Annotated in this window: 15 protein-coding genes; 10 read left to right on the plus strand and 5 right to left on the minus strand. The window is 30.8% G+C overall.

The features are described 5' to 3' along the window. The first annotated feature begins 40 nt into the window (after positions 1 to 40). The 6 genes from UCYN_RS00500 (at position 41) to fabD (ending at position 5,526) form a co-directional block, all read left to right on the plus strand. Positions 41 to 310, plus strand: coding sequence for a type II toxin-antitoxin system HicB family antitoxin (locus tag UCYN_RS00500; protein ID WP_012953528.1), 270 nt, complete (start codon positions 41 to 43; stop codon positions 308 to 310). A gap of 267 nt (positions 311 to 577) precedes the next feature. Continuing rightward, entirely contained in the window at positions 578 to 1,669 is a 1,092-nt protein-coding gene (gene ychF, locus UCYN_RS00505; RefSeq protein WP_012953529.1) for a redox-regulated ATPase YchF, read from the plus strand. 322 nt (positions 1,670 to 1,991) lie between these two features. Then, complete coding sequence (gene petL / locus UCYN_RS00510; RefSeq protein ID WP_012953530.1) at positions 1,992 to 2,093, plus strand: cytochrome b6-f complex subunit PetL; 102 nt, start codon at positions 1,992 to 1,994, stop codon at positions 2,091 to 2,093. Positions 2,094 to 2,381: 288 nt separating this feature from the next. Then, positions 2,382 to 3,407 carry a phosphate acyltransferase PlsX gene (gene plsX / locus UCYN_RS00515; protein WP_012953531.1) on the plus strand — a complete coding sequence of 342 codons (1,026 nt, stop codon included), beginning with the start codon at positions 2,382 to 2,384 and terminating at the stop codon, positions 3,405 to 3,407. Between the two features lie 204 nt (positions 3,408 to 3,611). Then, a complete protein-coding gene (locus tag UCYN_RS00520; RefSeq protein ID WP_012953532.1) occupies positions 3,612 to 4,619 on the plus strand; it encodes a beta-ketoacyl-ACP synthase III in 1,008 nt (335 codons plus the stop codon). Positions 4,620 to 4,647: 28 nt separating this feature from the next. Next, on the plus strand, positions 4,648 to 5,526 hold the full coding sequence (gene fabD / locus UCYN_RS00525) for an ACP S-malonyltransferase (RefSeq protein WP_041487801.1): 879 nt from the start codon (positions 4,648 to 4,650) through the stop codon (positions 5,524 to 5,526). Between the two features lie 32 nt (positions 5,527 to 5,558). On the opposite strand, the gene hypD is transcribed toward fabD, so the two are convergent. Then, complete coding sequence (hypD, locus tag UCYN_RS00530) at positions 5,559 to 6,659, minus strand: hydrogenase formation protein HypD (protein WP_012953534.1); 1,101 nt, start codon at positions 6,657 to 6,659, stop codon at positions 5,559 to 5,561. A gap of 299 nt (positions 6,660 to 6,958) precedes the next feature. Here hypD and UCYN_RS00535 point away from each other — a divergent pair, with 299 nt between their 5' ends. Then, positions 6,959 to 7,399 (plus strand): SufE family protein, encoded by a 441-nt coding sequence (locus tag UCYN_RS00535; protein ID WP_012953535.1) that lies wholly within the window; start codon positions 6,959 to 6,961, stop codon positions 7,397 to 7,399. 217 nt (positions 7,400 to 7,616) lie between these two features. Here UCYN_RS00535 and UCYN_RS00540 read toward each other — a convergent pair whose 3' ends face one another. Beyond that, positions 7,617 to 8,507 (minus strand): D-alanyl-D-alanine carboxypeptidase, encoded by an 891-nt coding sequence (locus tag UCYN_RS00540; RefSeq protein WP_236608131.1) that lies wholly within the window; start codon positions 8,505 to 8,507, stop codon positions 7,617 to 7,619. A 278-nt stretch (positions 8,508 to 8,785) separates the two neighbouring features. On the opposite strand from UCYN_RS00540, the gene tsaB reads away from it, so the two are divergent. Both tsaB and UCYN_RS00550 read left to right on the plus strand, forming a co-directional pair. Then, entirely contained in the window at positions 8,786 to 9,430 is a 645-nt protein-coding gene (gene tsaB / locus UCYN_RS00545; RefSeq protein WP_012953537.1) for a tRNA (adenosine(37)-N6)-threonylcarbamoyltransferase complex dimerization subunit type 1 TsaB, read from the plus strand. Between the two features lie 161 nt (positions 9,431 to 9,591). Then, positions 9,592 to 10,572 (plus strand): lysylphosphatidylglycerol synthase domain-containing protein, encoded by a 981-nt coding sequence (locus tag UCYN_RS00550; RefSeq protein WP_012953538.1) that lies wholly within the window; start codon positions 9,592 to 9,594, stop codon positions 10,570 to 10,572. A 197-nt stretch (positions 10,573 to 10,769) separates the two neighbouring features. Here UCYN_RS00550 and UCYN_RS00555 read toward each other — a convergent pair whose 3' ends face one another. From UCYN_RS00555 to lpxA, 3 genes are read right to left on the minus strand one after another with little or no spacing between them, the layout of a single operon-like run. Beyond that, the gene (locus UCYN_RS00555; protein ID WP_012953539.1) at positions 10,770 to 12,083 is read right to left on the minus strand and encodes a GTP-binding protein; all 1,314 of its coding nucleotides are present in this window, start codon (positions 12,081 to 12,083) and stop codon (positions 10,770 to 10,772) included. A gap of 6 nt (positions 12,084 to 12,089) precedes the next feature. Further along, entirely contained in the window at positions 12,090 to 13,256 is a 1,167-nt protein-coding gene (lpxB, locus tag UCYN_RS00560) for a lipid-A-disaccharide synthase (RefSeq protein ID WP_012953540.1), read from the minus strand. 24 nt (positions 13,257 to 13,280) lie between these two features. Next, positions 13,281 to 14,102 (minus strand): acyl-ACP--UDP-N-acetylglucosamine O-acyltransferase, encoded by an 822-nt coding sequence (gene lpxA, locus UCYN_RS00565; protein ID WP_041487706.1) that lies wholly within the window; start codon positions 14,100 to 14,102, stop codon positions 13,281 to 13,283. 183 nt (positions 14,103 to 14,285) lie between these two features. Here lpxA and UCYN_RS00570 point away from each other — a divergent pair, with 183 nt between their 5' ends. Beyond that, positions 14,286 to 15,665 carry an IctB family putative bicarbonate transporter gene (locus UCYN_RS00570; RefSeq protein WP_012953542.1) on the plus strand — a complete coding sequence of 460 codons (1,380 nt, stop codon included), beginning with the start codon at positions 14,286 to 14,288 and terminating at the stop codon, positions 15,663 to 15,665.

The raw sequence follows: 15,665 nt of genomic DNA on the forward strand, positions 1-15,665 counted from the left end.
GTTTATTTTTTCTATTTATTAATTAGAAAAAATTTAATAAATGAGTACAAGAAAATATATTAACATTAGAGTAATGGAGCTAAGAGAAAGAGGATCATTCATGCGATATGCTGTAGTTATTGAAAAAGGAAAATATTATTATGGAGCTTATGTTCCTGATTTACCAGAATGTTCTGCAGTTGGAAAAACTGTAGAAGAGACAAGGGAACTTATATATAATTCAATTTCTAATCATCTAGGTGGATTAGAGGAGGAAGGTAATTCTTTCCCTAGTCCTAAAACTATATGTGAATACGTAGAAATTAATTAACTGTAAAACCTATAGGAGTAATCACTTTACTATGATTTAATTATTTTAGATTACTCCAAACCCTAATTTTTTCAATAATTAAATTCTTTACTTAATTATTAAACGAGATAGCTTGTAAAAAAGTAATTTATATCTAATTTTTTTACTAGAGTAAAGATGCCTAGTTATATGGTCAATGTATTATAAAAGCTTGGGACAATACAAATTGATTATTTGTCATAGATGACTATAATAAGTAATGAATAATTTGAAATTAATACAAAGTAGATGCTAAAAGCTGGAATAGTTGGACTCCCTAATGTCGGAAAATCGACACTATTTAATGCTTTGGTTGCTAATGCTAAAGCAGACGCAGCAAATTTCCCTTTTTGTACTATCGAACCTAATGTAGGCTTGGTATCTGTACCTGACGAAAGATTAAAAGTTTTAGCCGAACTTTCTAAGTCAGAAAAAATTCTACCAACTCGTGTTGAATTTGTAGATATTGCTGGACTAGTCAAAGGTGCTGCACAAGGAGAAGGTCTTGGAAATAAATTTTTAGCTAATATTCGCGAAGTAGATGCCATAGTTCATGTGGTACGTTGTTTTGATGATGATGATATTATTCATGTATCAGGTTCTGTCAGCCCAACAAGAGATATTGAGACAATAGATCTAGAACTAGCTTTGGCTGATCTTTCTCAGGTGGAAAAACGCCTAACTAGATTAAAGAAACAGAAAAGTAATCAAAAGGAAGAACAAGAAGAAATATCTATTTTAGAAAAATTCACTATTCAGCTCAATAAGGGTATGCCAGTCAGATATCTACAGCTGACAGAAGAAGAAAGAGTATTAATTAAACCTCTGGAATTACTGACTCTTAAACCAGTTATTTATGCTGCTAATGTTTCCGAAGATGATTTGAGTTCAGAAAATGATTGGGTACAAGAAGTAAGAAATTTTGCTTCTAATAGTCATGCAAAAGTAATTGTAGTTTCTGCCCAAGTAGAATCAGAACTAATAGAAATTTCAGATGAAGAAAAATTGGAGTTTTTAAATGCTTTGGGAGTAAGCGAAGGCGGCTTAAAACTTTTAATCAAAGCAGTTTATGATTTGCTTGGATTAAGAACATATTTAACCACTGGTCCTAAAGAAACTCGTGCTTGGACTATCTATGCTGGAATGAAAGCTCCTCAGGCTGCAGGTGTAATTCACTCAGATTTTGAAAGAGGATTTATTCGTGCTGAAACTATCTCTTATAAAGATTTAGTATTTTGTAAAAATATTACTTTAGCAAAAGAGAAAGGTTTGGTAAGAAGTGAAGGTAAAGACTATGTTGTTCAAGAGGGAGATGTAATTTTATTTAGATTTAATGTTTAGCAACTTTGTAAAAAAATAAATTGATATTAACTATTTGTTGTTAATCTGTTCAACTTAATCTACATAGTAAAAGTAGTTATTTTCTATCTTGTAGCATTAATATTTATGAAGAAAGAACTTTATGTATTTACTAGTCATACTATCGTATCAGTATATAAAATAAATAATATTGCTAATATTTTACATACGCATTAATTATGTAATCTACTCGCTAAATATATCTTGTGATATGTAAACTTAAAATTTTTTATTTTTACACTGAAGAAGATACATAAAAGAGTTAAAATATTGTAATACGCTTAATAAGGAGTATTTAAAACTAATGTCAGGATATGCTATTGCTGGATTCAGTGGATATATTATTTCTTATACTGTAATCGCTCTTGGATTATATTTTGGATTACGTATTGCTAAAATAATTTAGTTATGATATCGGCATCAACGCCGATATCATAACTAATATTAAGTTAAAAAAATGTTTCTAAGTCATCTAGAATGCTTTAGAAGTAACTAGTCACATAAATAAAAAATTTAATATTTTATAAAGTCATATTATTAAAATTACAGAAATAAAAGTCTAGTGTGAAAAATGATAATAATATTTCGACATTGTGCTTTTGTCTAATTTAATTATTTAAATGATTTTTAATTTTTTATTTAGAATTGTTCAATGCTTCTGTTAAAATTTTTATGGCTTCTATGATTTTGACTAATGGCAGGGAATCGAGCAAGAATAGCAGTAGATGCTATGGGAGGAGACTATGCTCCTATAGAAATCATAAAAGGGGCTATCCGAGCCTCAAAAGAATTAGATGTTGACATCTTGTTGGTAGGTAATCGTCAGCAAATTCAAGCATCTTTTCAAGATAGTAGTAAATTTTCTAATATTGAAATAGTAGATGCAGATGAAATAATTGCTATGCACGAAGGGATCAACGAACTTCGTCGTAAGCCTAAAGCTTCAATTAATGTTGCTATGGACTTAGTTAAGAAAAATCGTGCAGATGCAGTAATCTCTGCTGGACATTCTGGAGCAGCAATGGGAGCTGCTACTCTCAAGTTAGGTCGCCTGAAAGGTATTGATCGTCCAGCTATTGGAGCCGTTTTTCCAACTCTCATAGCAAATAAGTCAGTTATTGTCTTGGATGTAGGAGCTAATGTAGATTGTCGTCCTAAATATTTAGAGCAATTTGCTTTAATGGGAACAATCTATAGTAAGTATGTGATGGGAATCAACACTCCTAAGGTAGGATTACTTAACATTGGAGAAGAATCTAGTAAAGGAAATGATCTTGCTTTAGCAACTCATAAGTTATTAGAAAATAATGAAACAATTCCTTTTATTGGTAATGCTGAAGGAAGAGATATACTTTCAGGAAAATTTGATGTTATTGTTTGTGACGGTTTTGTAGGTAATGTTTTACTTAAGTTTGCCGAAGCTGTTGGTGACGTAGTATTGCAAATTATGCATGAGGAACTACCTCAAGGCTGGAGAGGATTATTAGGGACATTTATTTTAAAATCCAACCTTAAAAAACTGAAACAACGAATAGACCATGCTGAACATGGTGGTGGATTACTATTGGGAGTAGCTGGTATTTGTATTATTAGTCATGGTAGTTCTCGAGCTCCATCAATCTTTAATGCAATTCGTTTAGCAAAAGAGGCTATTGATCACAAAGTATTGGAACAAATTAACTCTTACGGAGATAAGCTAATACCAGAAAGCCCTAATTAGCAAATTGCATGATAGCGAAAATAAAAATCTTAAATGCCATTAATTTTTAATTTACTATTCACTGCTTTTCTTTTTTCATATTCTTAGTTTTAATATAGAGGATTGAAAAATATCATTAGAAATAATAAAAATAATTTTTCAAAATTTTAATCCTAGATCCTCTTTTATTCAATTATGTTAAAAAATTATCAGGGGGAATAATTATTGAGAGAATTAGATATTGGTATAGCTATTACTGGTTGTGGTTCGGCTACACCAAAACAAATAATGACAAACGAAGATTTAAGTTATCTAGTAGATACTTCTGATGAATGGATCTATAGTAGAACAGGTATCAAAGAAAGACGTCTAGCGACAAATAACTTGTCTTTAAGTGATCTCTCAGCTGAAGCTGCAATTAAAGGAATTACTATGGCAGGTCTTTCTCCTTCTGATATTGACTTAATTATCTTAGCAACTTCTACAGCTGATGATTTGTTTGGTAGTGCATCTAAAATTCAAAATATACTAAAAGCTGATAATGCAGTGGCTTTTGACCTAACAGCAGCTTGCTCAGGATTCGTGTTCGGACTAATTACAGCCGCTCAATTTATTTATTCAGGAGTTTATCAAAAAGTTCTAATAATTGGTGGTGATATGCTTTCTCGCTGGGTAGACTGGTCTGATCGTAACACTTGTGTTTTATTTGGAGATGGAGCTGGGGCTGTGGTTTGTCAACGAGCTGTCAAAAATGATCACTTACTAGGTTTCGCTATGTATAGTGACGGGAAGCAGAATGAATCCTTGAATCTAGCATATGATTTTCAAACTAAATTCCTTAAAAATGGCATGGAAATTAATCAAGGTAATTATCAATTTGTTACAATGAAGGGGAAAGAAGTTTATCGCTTTGCTATCGAAAAGGTTCCAGAAGTTATTGAAAAGGCTCTCCATAAAGCAAAATTAACAACTAATGATATTGATTGGCTTATCCTACATCAAGCAAATCAAAGAATCATAGAGGTAGTTGCTAGAAAACTAAAAATTCCATCAGAAAAGGTAATTTCAAACATTAGTAAATATGGAAATACATCAGCTGCATCTATTCCATTAGCTTTGGATGAAGCGGTAAGATCTGGCAAGATAAAATCAGGTGATATTGTCGCTAGTTCAGGTTTTGGAGCTGGTTTAACCTGGGGAGCAGTTATTTTTAGATGGACTGTTGAAGTTTAATCTTTTTATTAAACATTTTTTAAAAAATATGGTGACAAAAACAGCATGGGTATTCCCAGGACAGGGATCACAAGTAGTTGGCATGGGGAAAGATCTAGCAACAACTTCTTTAGGAGAAGAGTATTTTAAAGAAGCGCAAGATATTTTAGGTTGGTCTGTGCTTGAGTTATGTGAAGGTGATACAGTAAATTTATCTAAAACCTTATATACTCAACCTTGTCTTTATGTAATCCAATGTATTCTTGTTCGTTTATTAAAAGAGAATCAAGTCAATCCAAATCTTCTAGCCGGCCATAGCTTAGGGGAATATGTGGCTTTATATGCAGCGGAGGTTTTTGATTTTACTACAGGGCTGAAATTGGTTAAAAGTCGTGCAGAGTTGATGAATAAAGCTGTTGGAGGGAAAATGGTTGCTTTGATAAAATTTGATCGTTTATCTCTCAATGAAATAATTGCAAATACTCCTGATGTAGTTTTAGCTAACGATAATAGTGAACAACAGGTAGTTATTTCAGGTACTCCTCAAGCAGTTGATGAAGTTTCTCATAAGATTAAAGCGAAAAGAGCTATTGAGCTTAAGGTGTCTGGGGCATTTCATTCTCATTTAATGAAAGAAGCATCAGAACAATTTCAAATATTATTAGAAAATACTGATTTTAAAGAAGCACAAATTCCCATTCTTTCAAATATTGAAGCAGTTCCAAGGACTTCTGAAATTATCTTAAAAGAAAACTTAAAAAAACAAATGACTGGGTCAGTTCGTTGGCGTGAAACCATGGTTTTCATGGTAGAGCATGAAATTACTAATATAATAGAAATTGGACCAGGCAAAATTCTATCTAACTTATTTAAGAAAGAATATACTCAAATTGACACAAGAAGTATTGGATCTCTGTCTGATTTCTGAAAATAATATTAAAAAATATAATTTATATATTTCTAAATTTGAGAATAGCCACGATATCTATAGTAGGCTGAACAACTACCTTCTGAAGATACCATAGGTGCACCTAAAGGGTTTTCTGGAGTACATGTGCTACCAAAAGCTGGGCAATCATAAGGTTTCTTTTGACCTTGCATGATATCACCACTAATACATATTTGTGGATATTCTGGAATAGGTTTGTCTACAAAAATTTGAAAACGATTTAAAGCATCATATTCTTGATATTCAGATCTTAAAGATAAACCACTTTCTGGAATTTCACCGATACCTCTCCAACAACGAGATACTGTCATAAAAATTTCTTGAACTAGTTTTGTCGCCAGTACATTTCCATCAATACTCACAGAACGAGAATATTGATTTTTACAGTTAAACTCACCAGCTTCCAGTTGTAATATGCATTGATAGATTCCTTTTAAGATATCTAAGGGTTCAAATCCTGTTACGATAACAGGGATTTTATATTTTTCAGAAATAGATTGATATTCTTTATATCCAGTTATTGTACAGACATGTCCAGCAGCTAAAAATCCTTCTATTGCACAATTAGAAGATGATAAAAGCATTTTCATTGCTGGCGGAACTAAAACATGAGAGACTAATAATGAAAAATTTTTAATATTTTGGTGTCTGGCCTGGTATACAGCCATAGCCGTTGCAGGAGCCGTTGTTTCAAAACCAACAGCAAAAAAAACAATTTGTTTGTCAGGATTTTCTTGAGCAATTTTTAAACTGTCTAAAGGAGAATAAACTATGCGAACATCTCCTCCGGAAGCTTTTACCATAAGTAGATCTCTTTTTGTCCCTGGAACCCTTAACATATCCCCAAAAGAGCAAAAAATAATATTAGGTAAATTGGCAATAATTAAAGCATAATCAATCAATTCTATTGGGGTTACGCAGACAGGACATCCTGGTCCATGTATTAAAGTTATTTCAGGAGGCAAAAGTTGATCAATACCATATTTAAAAATGGAGTGTGTTTGCCCACCACAAATTTCCATAATTGTCCAAGGTTTACTAACATTTTTTATAATGTTTTCAGTAAATATTTTAATTAACTCAGAATCACGGTATTCATCAACAAATTTCATAGTATTTTTTAAAATATAAATTCTTTAAATAAGCTTTAAATATTCAGATTATCGGTTTGATTTTATATGTTGAATTAAATACATATAAAAAAATTAATTTTTTTTAATTGTTGTTTTTGTTAATTAAATTTTTCATATAAAAAGTTATGTATATAGAGAGATAAGGTTTTTTACAGTATTGCAATAGTGTAGATCAATTATTTAATATAAATGTTACCTTGATATTACATAGTTATACTTGCTAAGATAAAGTCTTTAGAGAAAACTTAAGTTAGTTTTTAAATTACAGGTCTTTACTTATGTCATCTTCGGAAAACTCTCTACCATCTAACTTAGCTTGTATTGTTGAAAAGTTTAAGAGACGTTCTGATCCTAAAAAAAGTTACGAGCAATTACTGTGGTATGCAAAAAAACTATCAGAGATGCCAGAGAATTTTAAAATAGAGACAAATCAGGTCAAGGGATGTGTATCTAAAGTATATATTAGCGCGGATCTTAAAGATGATAAAGTTTGGTATCAAGGAGATTCGGATGCCCAATTAGTTAAAGGGTTAGTTGCTTTATTAATTGAAGGACTAAATGGACTAACTCCTCAAGAAATTTTGGAAGTAAATCCTGATTTCATTGAAGATACAGGATTAAAAGTTAGCTTAACGCCATCTCGAGCTAATGGTTTTTATAATATTTTTCAACTAATGAAGAAGAAGGCATTAGCTTTTCAACTAGGAAAATCAATTTAATAGATTTTAATCAAAGAAGGTTAAGATATTTGTTCTTATTATTTAGTTAATTACTAATTTTTAATATTTATCTTAGTAATCTTGATAAGATTACTAAGATAAAAAATCAACCATTTACTACATACAAGTTATATTGAGTAATAAAGATAACCTTATTTAAACACCATTAAAAAATTATCCCTAGATAGAAAAACAGTAATGATAAACTCCTATTAGCTCAGTAATCACAAACACCAACTTTACTTAGTTGAACGATCATCCTATCTATTTCTTTAATCAAATTTGGGCCTGAGATATTAGAATTATTAGCTAAAATACTAAAAACTATCATACCAAGGTAAGAATGATCTATGTAGCCGGACAATGCTCGTACATTTCTTAAAGTTCCTGTTTTTGCATAAACATATCCTTGAGCTGATGTACTTTTCATCCGATTCCTAAGCGTACCTGTTAAACCTGCAACAGGTAAAGAAGTATAAAAATATTGTTTAGCAGAAGTATAGTACATGGCTCTCAAAACAGTAACTAAAGAACGAGGTGTAGCTATATTACGACGAGATAATCCTGAGCCATCGATTTGACGAAAACTATTAGATGTAACACCAAGTTGAACTAAAGCCTTTTTTGCAGTTTCTTGCCCATCAATATAGCGAAGTAACGTATCTGCATAATAATTATTGCTTTTGGTGTTGGTAATGTTAACCCAAGACTCTAAAGTTTTAGAACCAATTTTTGATTTAGGATTAAATAACTGTAATGCTGCAGCAGTAGTAAATATTTTATTATTAGAAGCAGGAATAAAATATTTATCTGGATTATGGCTATATAACACAGTGCCATCTTCTAATTTCTCTACTAATATTCCCCAATGTTTTTGGTGAGAAAGAATAATATTGTCTAATTCTTTGTGGATTAAAAACTTACAAGATTTAGAATCTACTCTACTAAAACTGTTTTTATGTGGTTGAGTAGATTCTAAATTATTGTAAAGAGAAGGTTGTTTAATAGAAAACATTAATTCACTAGCAAAACTATTGTTAGCCCACAAAACAAAAGTTATTACTAAGATAGCTTTTTGGTAAGATAAAAAAAAATTTGGCATCATCATAAAAATGATTTTTAATTATTCATATTAGATTTAAAACATCATGGAAATTTTAATTTTTCCTGTTTTGCTCAATAATAACTTTATGATAATCTTTTTTTTAAGTTTTAACATAATCTAAAGATTAAAAAAAACTTTTAAATATAATTAATTATTAAGTACTTTTAAAGAAGGAATGTTTAACTTTATATTTAATATCTAAAAGATCAATAATCTTTAGTAGGAAAACTGTGATTAATGAAATACCATTAAATTAGCAATTACATAATAATTTATTTCTTATGACATCACCAAATCCTTATAGTTATGGATTAGGATTGCATACAACAAGTACTCAGTTGGGGGTTAGTTTAGGTAAACAAAATCAACAAAAAAGTACTCAAGTTTGGGATCTTAACCGAAAATTATCAAGTCATTTACATAAAATTTTACAAGAATTTATTCAGCCCCAGAGATGGGAGAATATTAATTTTGCTGCCGTGGCAAAAGGGCCGGGAAGTTTTACTGGTATCAGAATTGGTATAACTGCTGCTCGTACAATAGCTCAACAACTTGAGATTCCTTTATTTAGTATATCTACATTAGCGGGATTTGCTTGGTTTCATAAAGATAATAAATTATTTAAAGAGTTAATTCCTGTACAAATGGAAGCTTCAAGAGGACAAGTTTATGGAGCAGTTTATCAAAAGAAATCTAAAGGAAATGGTTTAATTGCAGTTGTTAATGATACTGTGATGGAATTAGACAAATGGGAAAAAGTATTAAAAGATCTAAATTTATTCCATGAGCCTCTAATTGTTACATCAGAAATAGGAGCTACAGTTTGTAGTATTTTAGAGTTAGCAGAGTTTGAATGGGAACAGGGCAAACGCCCTCACTTTTCAGAAAGTATGCCATTTTATGGACATTTGAATGTTCCTAGATGACTAAGGTTCATAAGATACGAAATTTAGGTAAAAAATAAACAACTAGCATCATTTTAAAACACTATAAACACTGAAGTTTGTAGTAATGCTAAATCTTATAGTGATGCTCTGATTTTCTAAAACATAAAACCAAATATTTTGTTCATTGTATCTTCTATTTTATGGATAAGAACAACCTTTTAAGATTCCTTCCTCCTTGCTTCAGCTTAGCAGTCTTTACTTTGTCAATATGGACTATACAAAATAACTTTCAACATTATCAAGCTGCAAATTTTTGGGATAGTCTATCTAAAATTCCTTCTTCTAATATTCTTTGGGCTATTGCTTGTATGGGCTTAAATTATCTTGTTATGACAGGATATGAATGTCTTGCTCTATTTTATGTTCGTCGTATATTACCATATCGAAAAAAAATATTAGTTGGTATTATTTGTTCTGGAATTAGCAACAGCATAGGGTTTGCCGTATTAAGTAGTTGCATGATTCGCTATAGGTTTTACTCCAATTGGGGATTTTCTATGATTACAATTGCACAAATCTCGGCATTTTGCAATTTATCATTTTGTTTGGGACTATTTAGTATTGGTAGTATCCTTTTCCTAAAAGAACCTTTAGCGATTCCTCGTTTATTAGATATCCCTTTTATCTCAGTACGTCCTTTAGGAATAATTTTTTTAATTATAATTCTTGCTTATTTATTTTTTACGGTAGTTCGTCAAAAACCTCTAATTATTGGAAAATGGGTTATTCCTAATCTTTCTCCTCAATTAGCTATTGGTCAATTAATTGTTTCCAGCTTAGACTGGTCTCTTGCAGCAATGGTCTTTTATATACTTTTAAAGACTTCAGTATCTTTATCCTATCCTACTTTTTTCGGAATTTTTATATTAGCTCAAGTAGCAGGACTAGCTAGTAATGTTCCAGGAGGATTAGGAGTTTTTGAAACAGTCATGATTTTGTTACTTGCCCCATTTATTGAATCAGAAGAATTGTTAGGCACTCTATTAATTTATCGTGGAATCTATTATTTTATTCCTTTAGGAATAGCTATTTTACTTTTAGGTAAATACGAGTTAAGCAATCTTTTTAATAACAAAAAGAATAGTATTCCTACTTCTTTTGTTAATAATATAAAAAGATAAACTATAGTTTCTTCAATTATTCACCAATAAAATTACTAAAGAGTTCCGTATTGATAATATATTTTATTTAAATACTAAATCTGCGTTACTAAAAATCTAATTTTATTAATCAAACAGATTTTAAAACTTTTGTTACTATCTTTAAAGTTTTAAATATTTACAACTTATCTTTTTGATTATAGTCACTAAATAGTATGTTAGTTTAACTTTAAGCTATATATAATCATATTTTCATTGGCTTCATTTAAGATATTTTGTATTATTTCACTTAAACCTAAAATTCTCCAGCTACAGCCTTCCACTAAATAATTTTGAACAGCTTTACTTATTTTGTAAGTGCTATGAGCAGCAATTCCACCTTGTAAAATAGCAGTACCTGAGTAAAACTCTATAGATGTTGAACTATCTAGTATGTTGTTAAATGTTATTGCTGTTTTACTTATATTTAATAATAAGTGAGTAAGGATTTCGGTAAGAAGTAGTTTACCAGAACTAAAAAAGAGCTGTAACCATAATCTATCTATGTTGTGATTTGTAATAGGTAATGCGTATAAATTAAACAACTTCCTAACTAAAACTAAATCAATCAATAATCCTCCACAAATATCTAAAATAGCAATAGGGTTAAGAGAAACTATCAAAGATTTATACTTCACATATTTATCAATAATATGTTCACTATCTTTTTCGAATATTTGAATTGTTTTGAGAGCAATCTTTTCCTCAGCTTTTTTTGCTTGCAATAAAACATTAATACATAAAAGATAACGTCCTTCTTTATTTAAAACACTTAATAATTTATGTCTTAAACTTTCTATCTGAGGAGATTGAACTTCTAATTCTTCTCTGATTTGCCCATCAAAACTTCTGACTTTTACAGGTATAGATCTAGGAGAAGCAGCCACTAATAATATATCTTGAATATTAATTAATAGTGCTTCTTCATTTTTAATATTCTTACTAAATTCTTGTAAATGTTTATAAATATCAAGACAAGTTTTCTTTGGATATAAGTCAATTTTATTAAAAACTAAAATAATAGGTTTTAATAGTTTCTTTAAATATATCAAAGCTTTATATTCAACTTCGATAATATCTTCAGAAATTACAAATAAAATTAAGTCTGATTCTTCTGCAACTTCTTGGGACATTATTGATTTTTGAATTCCGTCGATTTCGTCTAATCCTGGAGTATCAATAAATTCTAATATAACTTTAGTATCACTAGGAAACCAACGGAAAGATTTTGGCCACTTTGTGGTTCCATTGATTGGTTCACTATTAAAAATATTTTGACCAACTAATGCATTTACAATAGCAGACTTACCTCTACTAACTAACCCGAAGATAGCAATTTTAATGACATTATTATTAACTCTTTCTAGTCCTAGTTCAATTACTTGTAGCTCTTTTTTAATGGATGCTTTCAACTCTAGATTATTGGTATACCGAGATAAGCAATCTTGGAGACTAGCATAAGTTTTTTGTATATAAAAATCTTGTTGATCCAAAATTAATTACTCTAAAGTATTTTTATAATGTAAAATCTCGTTAGCTACACGATCACAAACCCCTGTTTCCCCTAGAAGAAGTCGCATCTCTTTATAATTTGATAATGTTTTTTGGCGACATTCGTTATTTAATAATAATTCTAAAGACTTTTCAACAATACATTCTACAGTAGCGTCTTCTTGTAATAATTCGGGCACTATCTCTTTCATCATTATCAAATTTGGGGGTGACATAAAAGGGATAGAAAATTTAAGAATATTTCTAGCAATCCACATAGTTAGAGGATTGACCAAACATAACACTAACTGGGGAACATTTAACAATGCTAATTCTAGATTAACAGTTCCTGATTTTGCAATTGCAAAATCGGCTGCAGCCATGGCTTCTATTCCACGACCGTCCAACAAAGTAATTGATAAATCATATTTTTCAACTATTTTTTCAATAGTACCGTAATATTCTTTTAAAGAAACAGGTAATAAAAAATGAAGTTCTGGAATTTTTGTTTGTAATTGTTTAGCAGCTTTACAAATTAAAGGTAAATGATATTTTAACTCTTGATATCTAGAAGCTGGAAACAACGCAATAACAGGTTTATCAACTTCTAAACCCAAAGATTGACGTGCCACTTCTTTTGTTGAAGCTTTTTCTATTCTATCTAATAAGGGATGGCCTACCCATTTTACATTGACACCTTTTTGTTCAAAAAATCTAGCTTCTTCTGGAAAAATTGCTAAAAGAAGATCAGTTATTTCAGCAAATTGTTCAATTGTTTTATTATTAGGAGACCAGACCCAAGACTGAGGTGCAATATAGTAAATAATAGGTACTTGGGGTAAATTTTTTCTAACATACTTGCCAAGAGAAACATTCGGACCCATATAGTCTAATAAAACTAAAAGATCTGGAGGGTTATCTCTTAAGTAAGCTTTTACCCTATTTTGCATCCGCCAAGTTGGGATTATAAAAGGTAATGCTTCTATAATCCCAATAGAACCTATAGCTGCTGTATTGCCGAGCAAATCAGCACCAGCAGAGATCATAGCATCACCTCCTAATGCCATAATTTCTATAGGAATATTCTGAAGTTTCGCTTGACGATAAAGAGCCTCAACTAACAGTGAGCCCTGTAAATCACCCGAGACTTCACCTGTACTAACAAAAATTTTCATTAATTACTTTAATCCCTAATTATTTTAATGTTTACCTGGAATTAATCCACGTCTTTTTTCTCCTGTAATTGATAATTCCAGAAATTGATGTAGATATTTAGTATATTCATTACTTTCAAAAGTCTTTAATTGCTTTAATACCTGTTGTAGAGTTAAACCAGAATGATATAGTAAACGAAATGCTTTTTTGAGATGACGAATGTCTTCGACAGTAAGCCCAGAACGCTTTAATCCAATCAAATTAAGCGATCTTACTCTAGAAGGGTTCCCTTCAATCATCATAAATGGAGGTGCATCGCGGTCAATTCTACTCATTCCTCCTAACATGGCATTACGACCGATTCTTACGAATTGGTGTATACCTAAGGCACCACCTACAACAGCTCTGGACTCAATATGGACATGGCCTGCAAGAGATACAGAATTAGCAATAATTATATTATCTTCAAGTAAACAATTATGAGCAACGTGTACGTAAGCCATCAGTAAATTATTGTTACCAATTTTAGTAACTTCATTAGCGAAAGTCGCACGATTAATTGTGACGAACTCTCGAATTGTATTACCATTACCAATTTCGACGCGACTAGAACAATTTTTATATTTTAAATCTTGCGGAGCCGCTCCGATAACTGCACTAGGGAATATATAGTTATTCATTCCAATTTCTGTTGGACCTTCAATAACTGCATGAGAGCCAATAATCGTTTGTGCACCTACTTTAACCTGATCACCAATGACAGCATAAGGTCCTACTTCAGTAGTAGGGTGTAGTTGCGCATTCTTATGAATGATAGCTGTAGGATGAATTAGCGTATTCAACAGGTTATCTCCCTTTAAATAGATTCATTATTGAATTTAGTTATAAAGTACACAATAAAAGTTTTCAAGGGAACAGGAAAAGAAGAATTGAGGACATTATAAATGTGACGCAAAATCTTAATTTTGGATTCTAAATTAATAAGTTTTCTAGCTATAAATCAATGGAAAACAAAATAATTAATCAATAAAAATTTTTAAAGATAATTTATGAAATTTATTTGGGGTTTGATTACTTTTTCTTCTTTTTCTCCAGAAATATGGTTAAAAGCCAGCTTTTATTATCGTATTGTTGGTTTATTTCGAAATTGGCGACAATCTAGTTTTCTATTGCGATGGGGAAAGACTATTGGTGCTTTGCTAATTAGTCTTATATTGATGTTTAGCCCATTTGTTACAACGGGAGTTATTGGTATATGGCTTATCTCGATTGCCATGTATTGGATAATATTAATTGTTTCTGAACGTGAACAACCAGTTTTCAACTCCATACATTTATTAGTCTTTTTGTATTGGGTTATTTCAGCGATCGCAGTTATTTTTTCTCCTGTTAGAGATGCAGCTTTTTCGGGATTTATAAAACTAACGCTATATTTGATTTTTTTTGCTTGTACATCTCATATTCTACGCTCACCTATCCTAACCAATTGGTTGATTTTATCTACTTTAGGATCCGGACTATTGGTAGGTATTTATGGAGTAAGACAGAGACTTTTCGGAGTAGAACAATTAGCGACATGGAACGATCCAACTGCTTATTTTTCTAATTCAATTAGAGTTTATAGTTATTTAGGTAATCCTAATTTATTATCCGCATATATCTTGCCTTCAATTGCTTTAAGCATGGCTGCTTTTTTTGTTTGGCAAAAAACATTACCTAAATTATTAGCATTAACTATTCTTCTAATCAATACTTTTTGTCTTTACTTTACAGGCAGTCGTAGTGGTTGGATAGCGCTTATAATCTGCTTGGTAATATTTTCATTATTACTTTTTACATGGTTTAAAGATGAACTTCCTCTATTTTGGCGGCAGTGGCTTTTACCCATAACATTTGGAACATTAATAAGTTTTATTTTCGTTCTTATTGCCTCTAATGATATTTTACAATCAAGAATTATGAGTATTTTTATTGGAAGAGCCGATAGTAGTAATAACTTTCGTATCAACGTATGGACATCAGTAGTAAATATGATAAAAGATTATCCTTTTCTAGGCATTGGCCCAGGAAATGATGCATTTAGTAAAATATATCCACTTTATATGAGCCCAAAATATAGTGCTTTAAGTGCATACTCCGTTTTTTTAGAGACAGCAGTAGAGATGGGATTAGTGGGATTAAGTATTTTTATTTGGCTTATTTTTACAATAATTAATCAAGGAATACAAAAAATTAACAAACTTAAAAATGATAAAAACTCTCACGGAATATGGATTATTGCTGCAGTTGCTGCAATAGTTGGTTTATTGATGCAAGGTTTATTTGATACTGTTTGGTATCGTCCACAAGTAAATACTCTATGGTGGTTTTTAGTCGCTCTGATTGCTAGTCAACATAAGTCAAAGGAGAAAATTAATATACATAGTTAA

The sequence above is a fragment of the Candidatus Atelocyanobacterium thalassa isolate ALOHA genome (assembly GCF_000025125.1).
GTDB classification, from domain to species: Bacteria; Cyanobacteriota; Cyanobacteriia; order Cyanobacteriales; family Microcystaceae; genus Atelocyanobacterium; species Atelocyanobacterium thalassae.

Bases quoted from the DNA above. Each gene is read 5' to 3' on its own strand.
- UCYN_RS00500 (WP_012953528.1), top strand. From the start codon at position 41: ATGAGTACAAGAAAATATATTAACATTAGAGTAATGGAGCTAAGAGAA.
- ychF (WP_012953529.1), top strand. From the start codon at position 578: ATGCTAAAAGCTGGAATAGTTGGACTCCCTAATGTCGGAAAATCGACA.
- petL (WP_012953530.1), top strand. From the start codon at position 1,992: ATGTCAGGATATGCTATTGCTGGATTCAGTGGATATATTATTTCTTAT.
- plsX (WP_012953531.1), top strand. From the start codon at position 2,382: ATGGCAGGGAATCGAGCAAGAATAGCAGTAGATGCTATGGGAGGAGAC.
- fabD (WP_041487801.1), top strand. From the start codon at position 4,648: ATGGTGACAAAAACAGCATGGGTATTCCCAGGACAGGGATCACAAGTA.
- hypD (WP_012953534.1), bottom strand. From the start codon at position 6,659: ATGAAATTTGTTGATGAATACCGTGATTCTGAGTTAATTAAAATATTT.
- UCYN_RS00535 (WP_012953535.1), top strand. From the start codon at position 6,959: ATGTCATCTTCGGAAAACTCTCTACCATCTAACTTAGCTTGTATTGTT.
- UCYN_RS00540 (WP_236608131.1), bottom strand. From the start codon at position 8,507: ATGATGATGCCAAATTTTTTTTTATCTTACCAAAAAGCTATCTTAGTA.
- tsaB (WP_012953537.1), top strand. From the start codon at position 8,786: ATGACATCACCAAATCCTTATAGTTATGGATTAGGATTGCATACAACA.
- UCYN_RS00550 (WP_012953538.1), top strand. From the start codon at position 9,592: ATGGATAAGAACAACCTTTTAAGATTCCTTCCTCCTTGCTTCAGCTTA.
- lpxB (WP_012953540.1), bottom strand. From the start codon at position 13,256: ATGAAAATTTTTGTTAGTACAGGTGAAGTCTCGGGTGATTTACAGGGC.
- UCYN_RS00570 (WP_012953542.1), top strand. From the start codon at position 14,286: ATGAAATTTATTTGGGGTTTGATTACTTTTTCTTCTTTTTCTCCAGAA.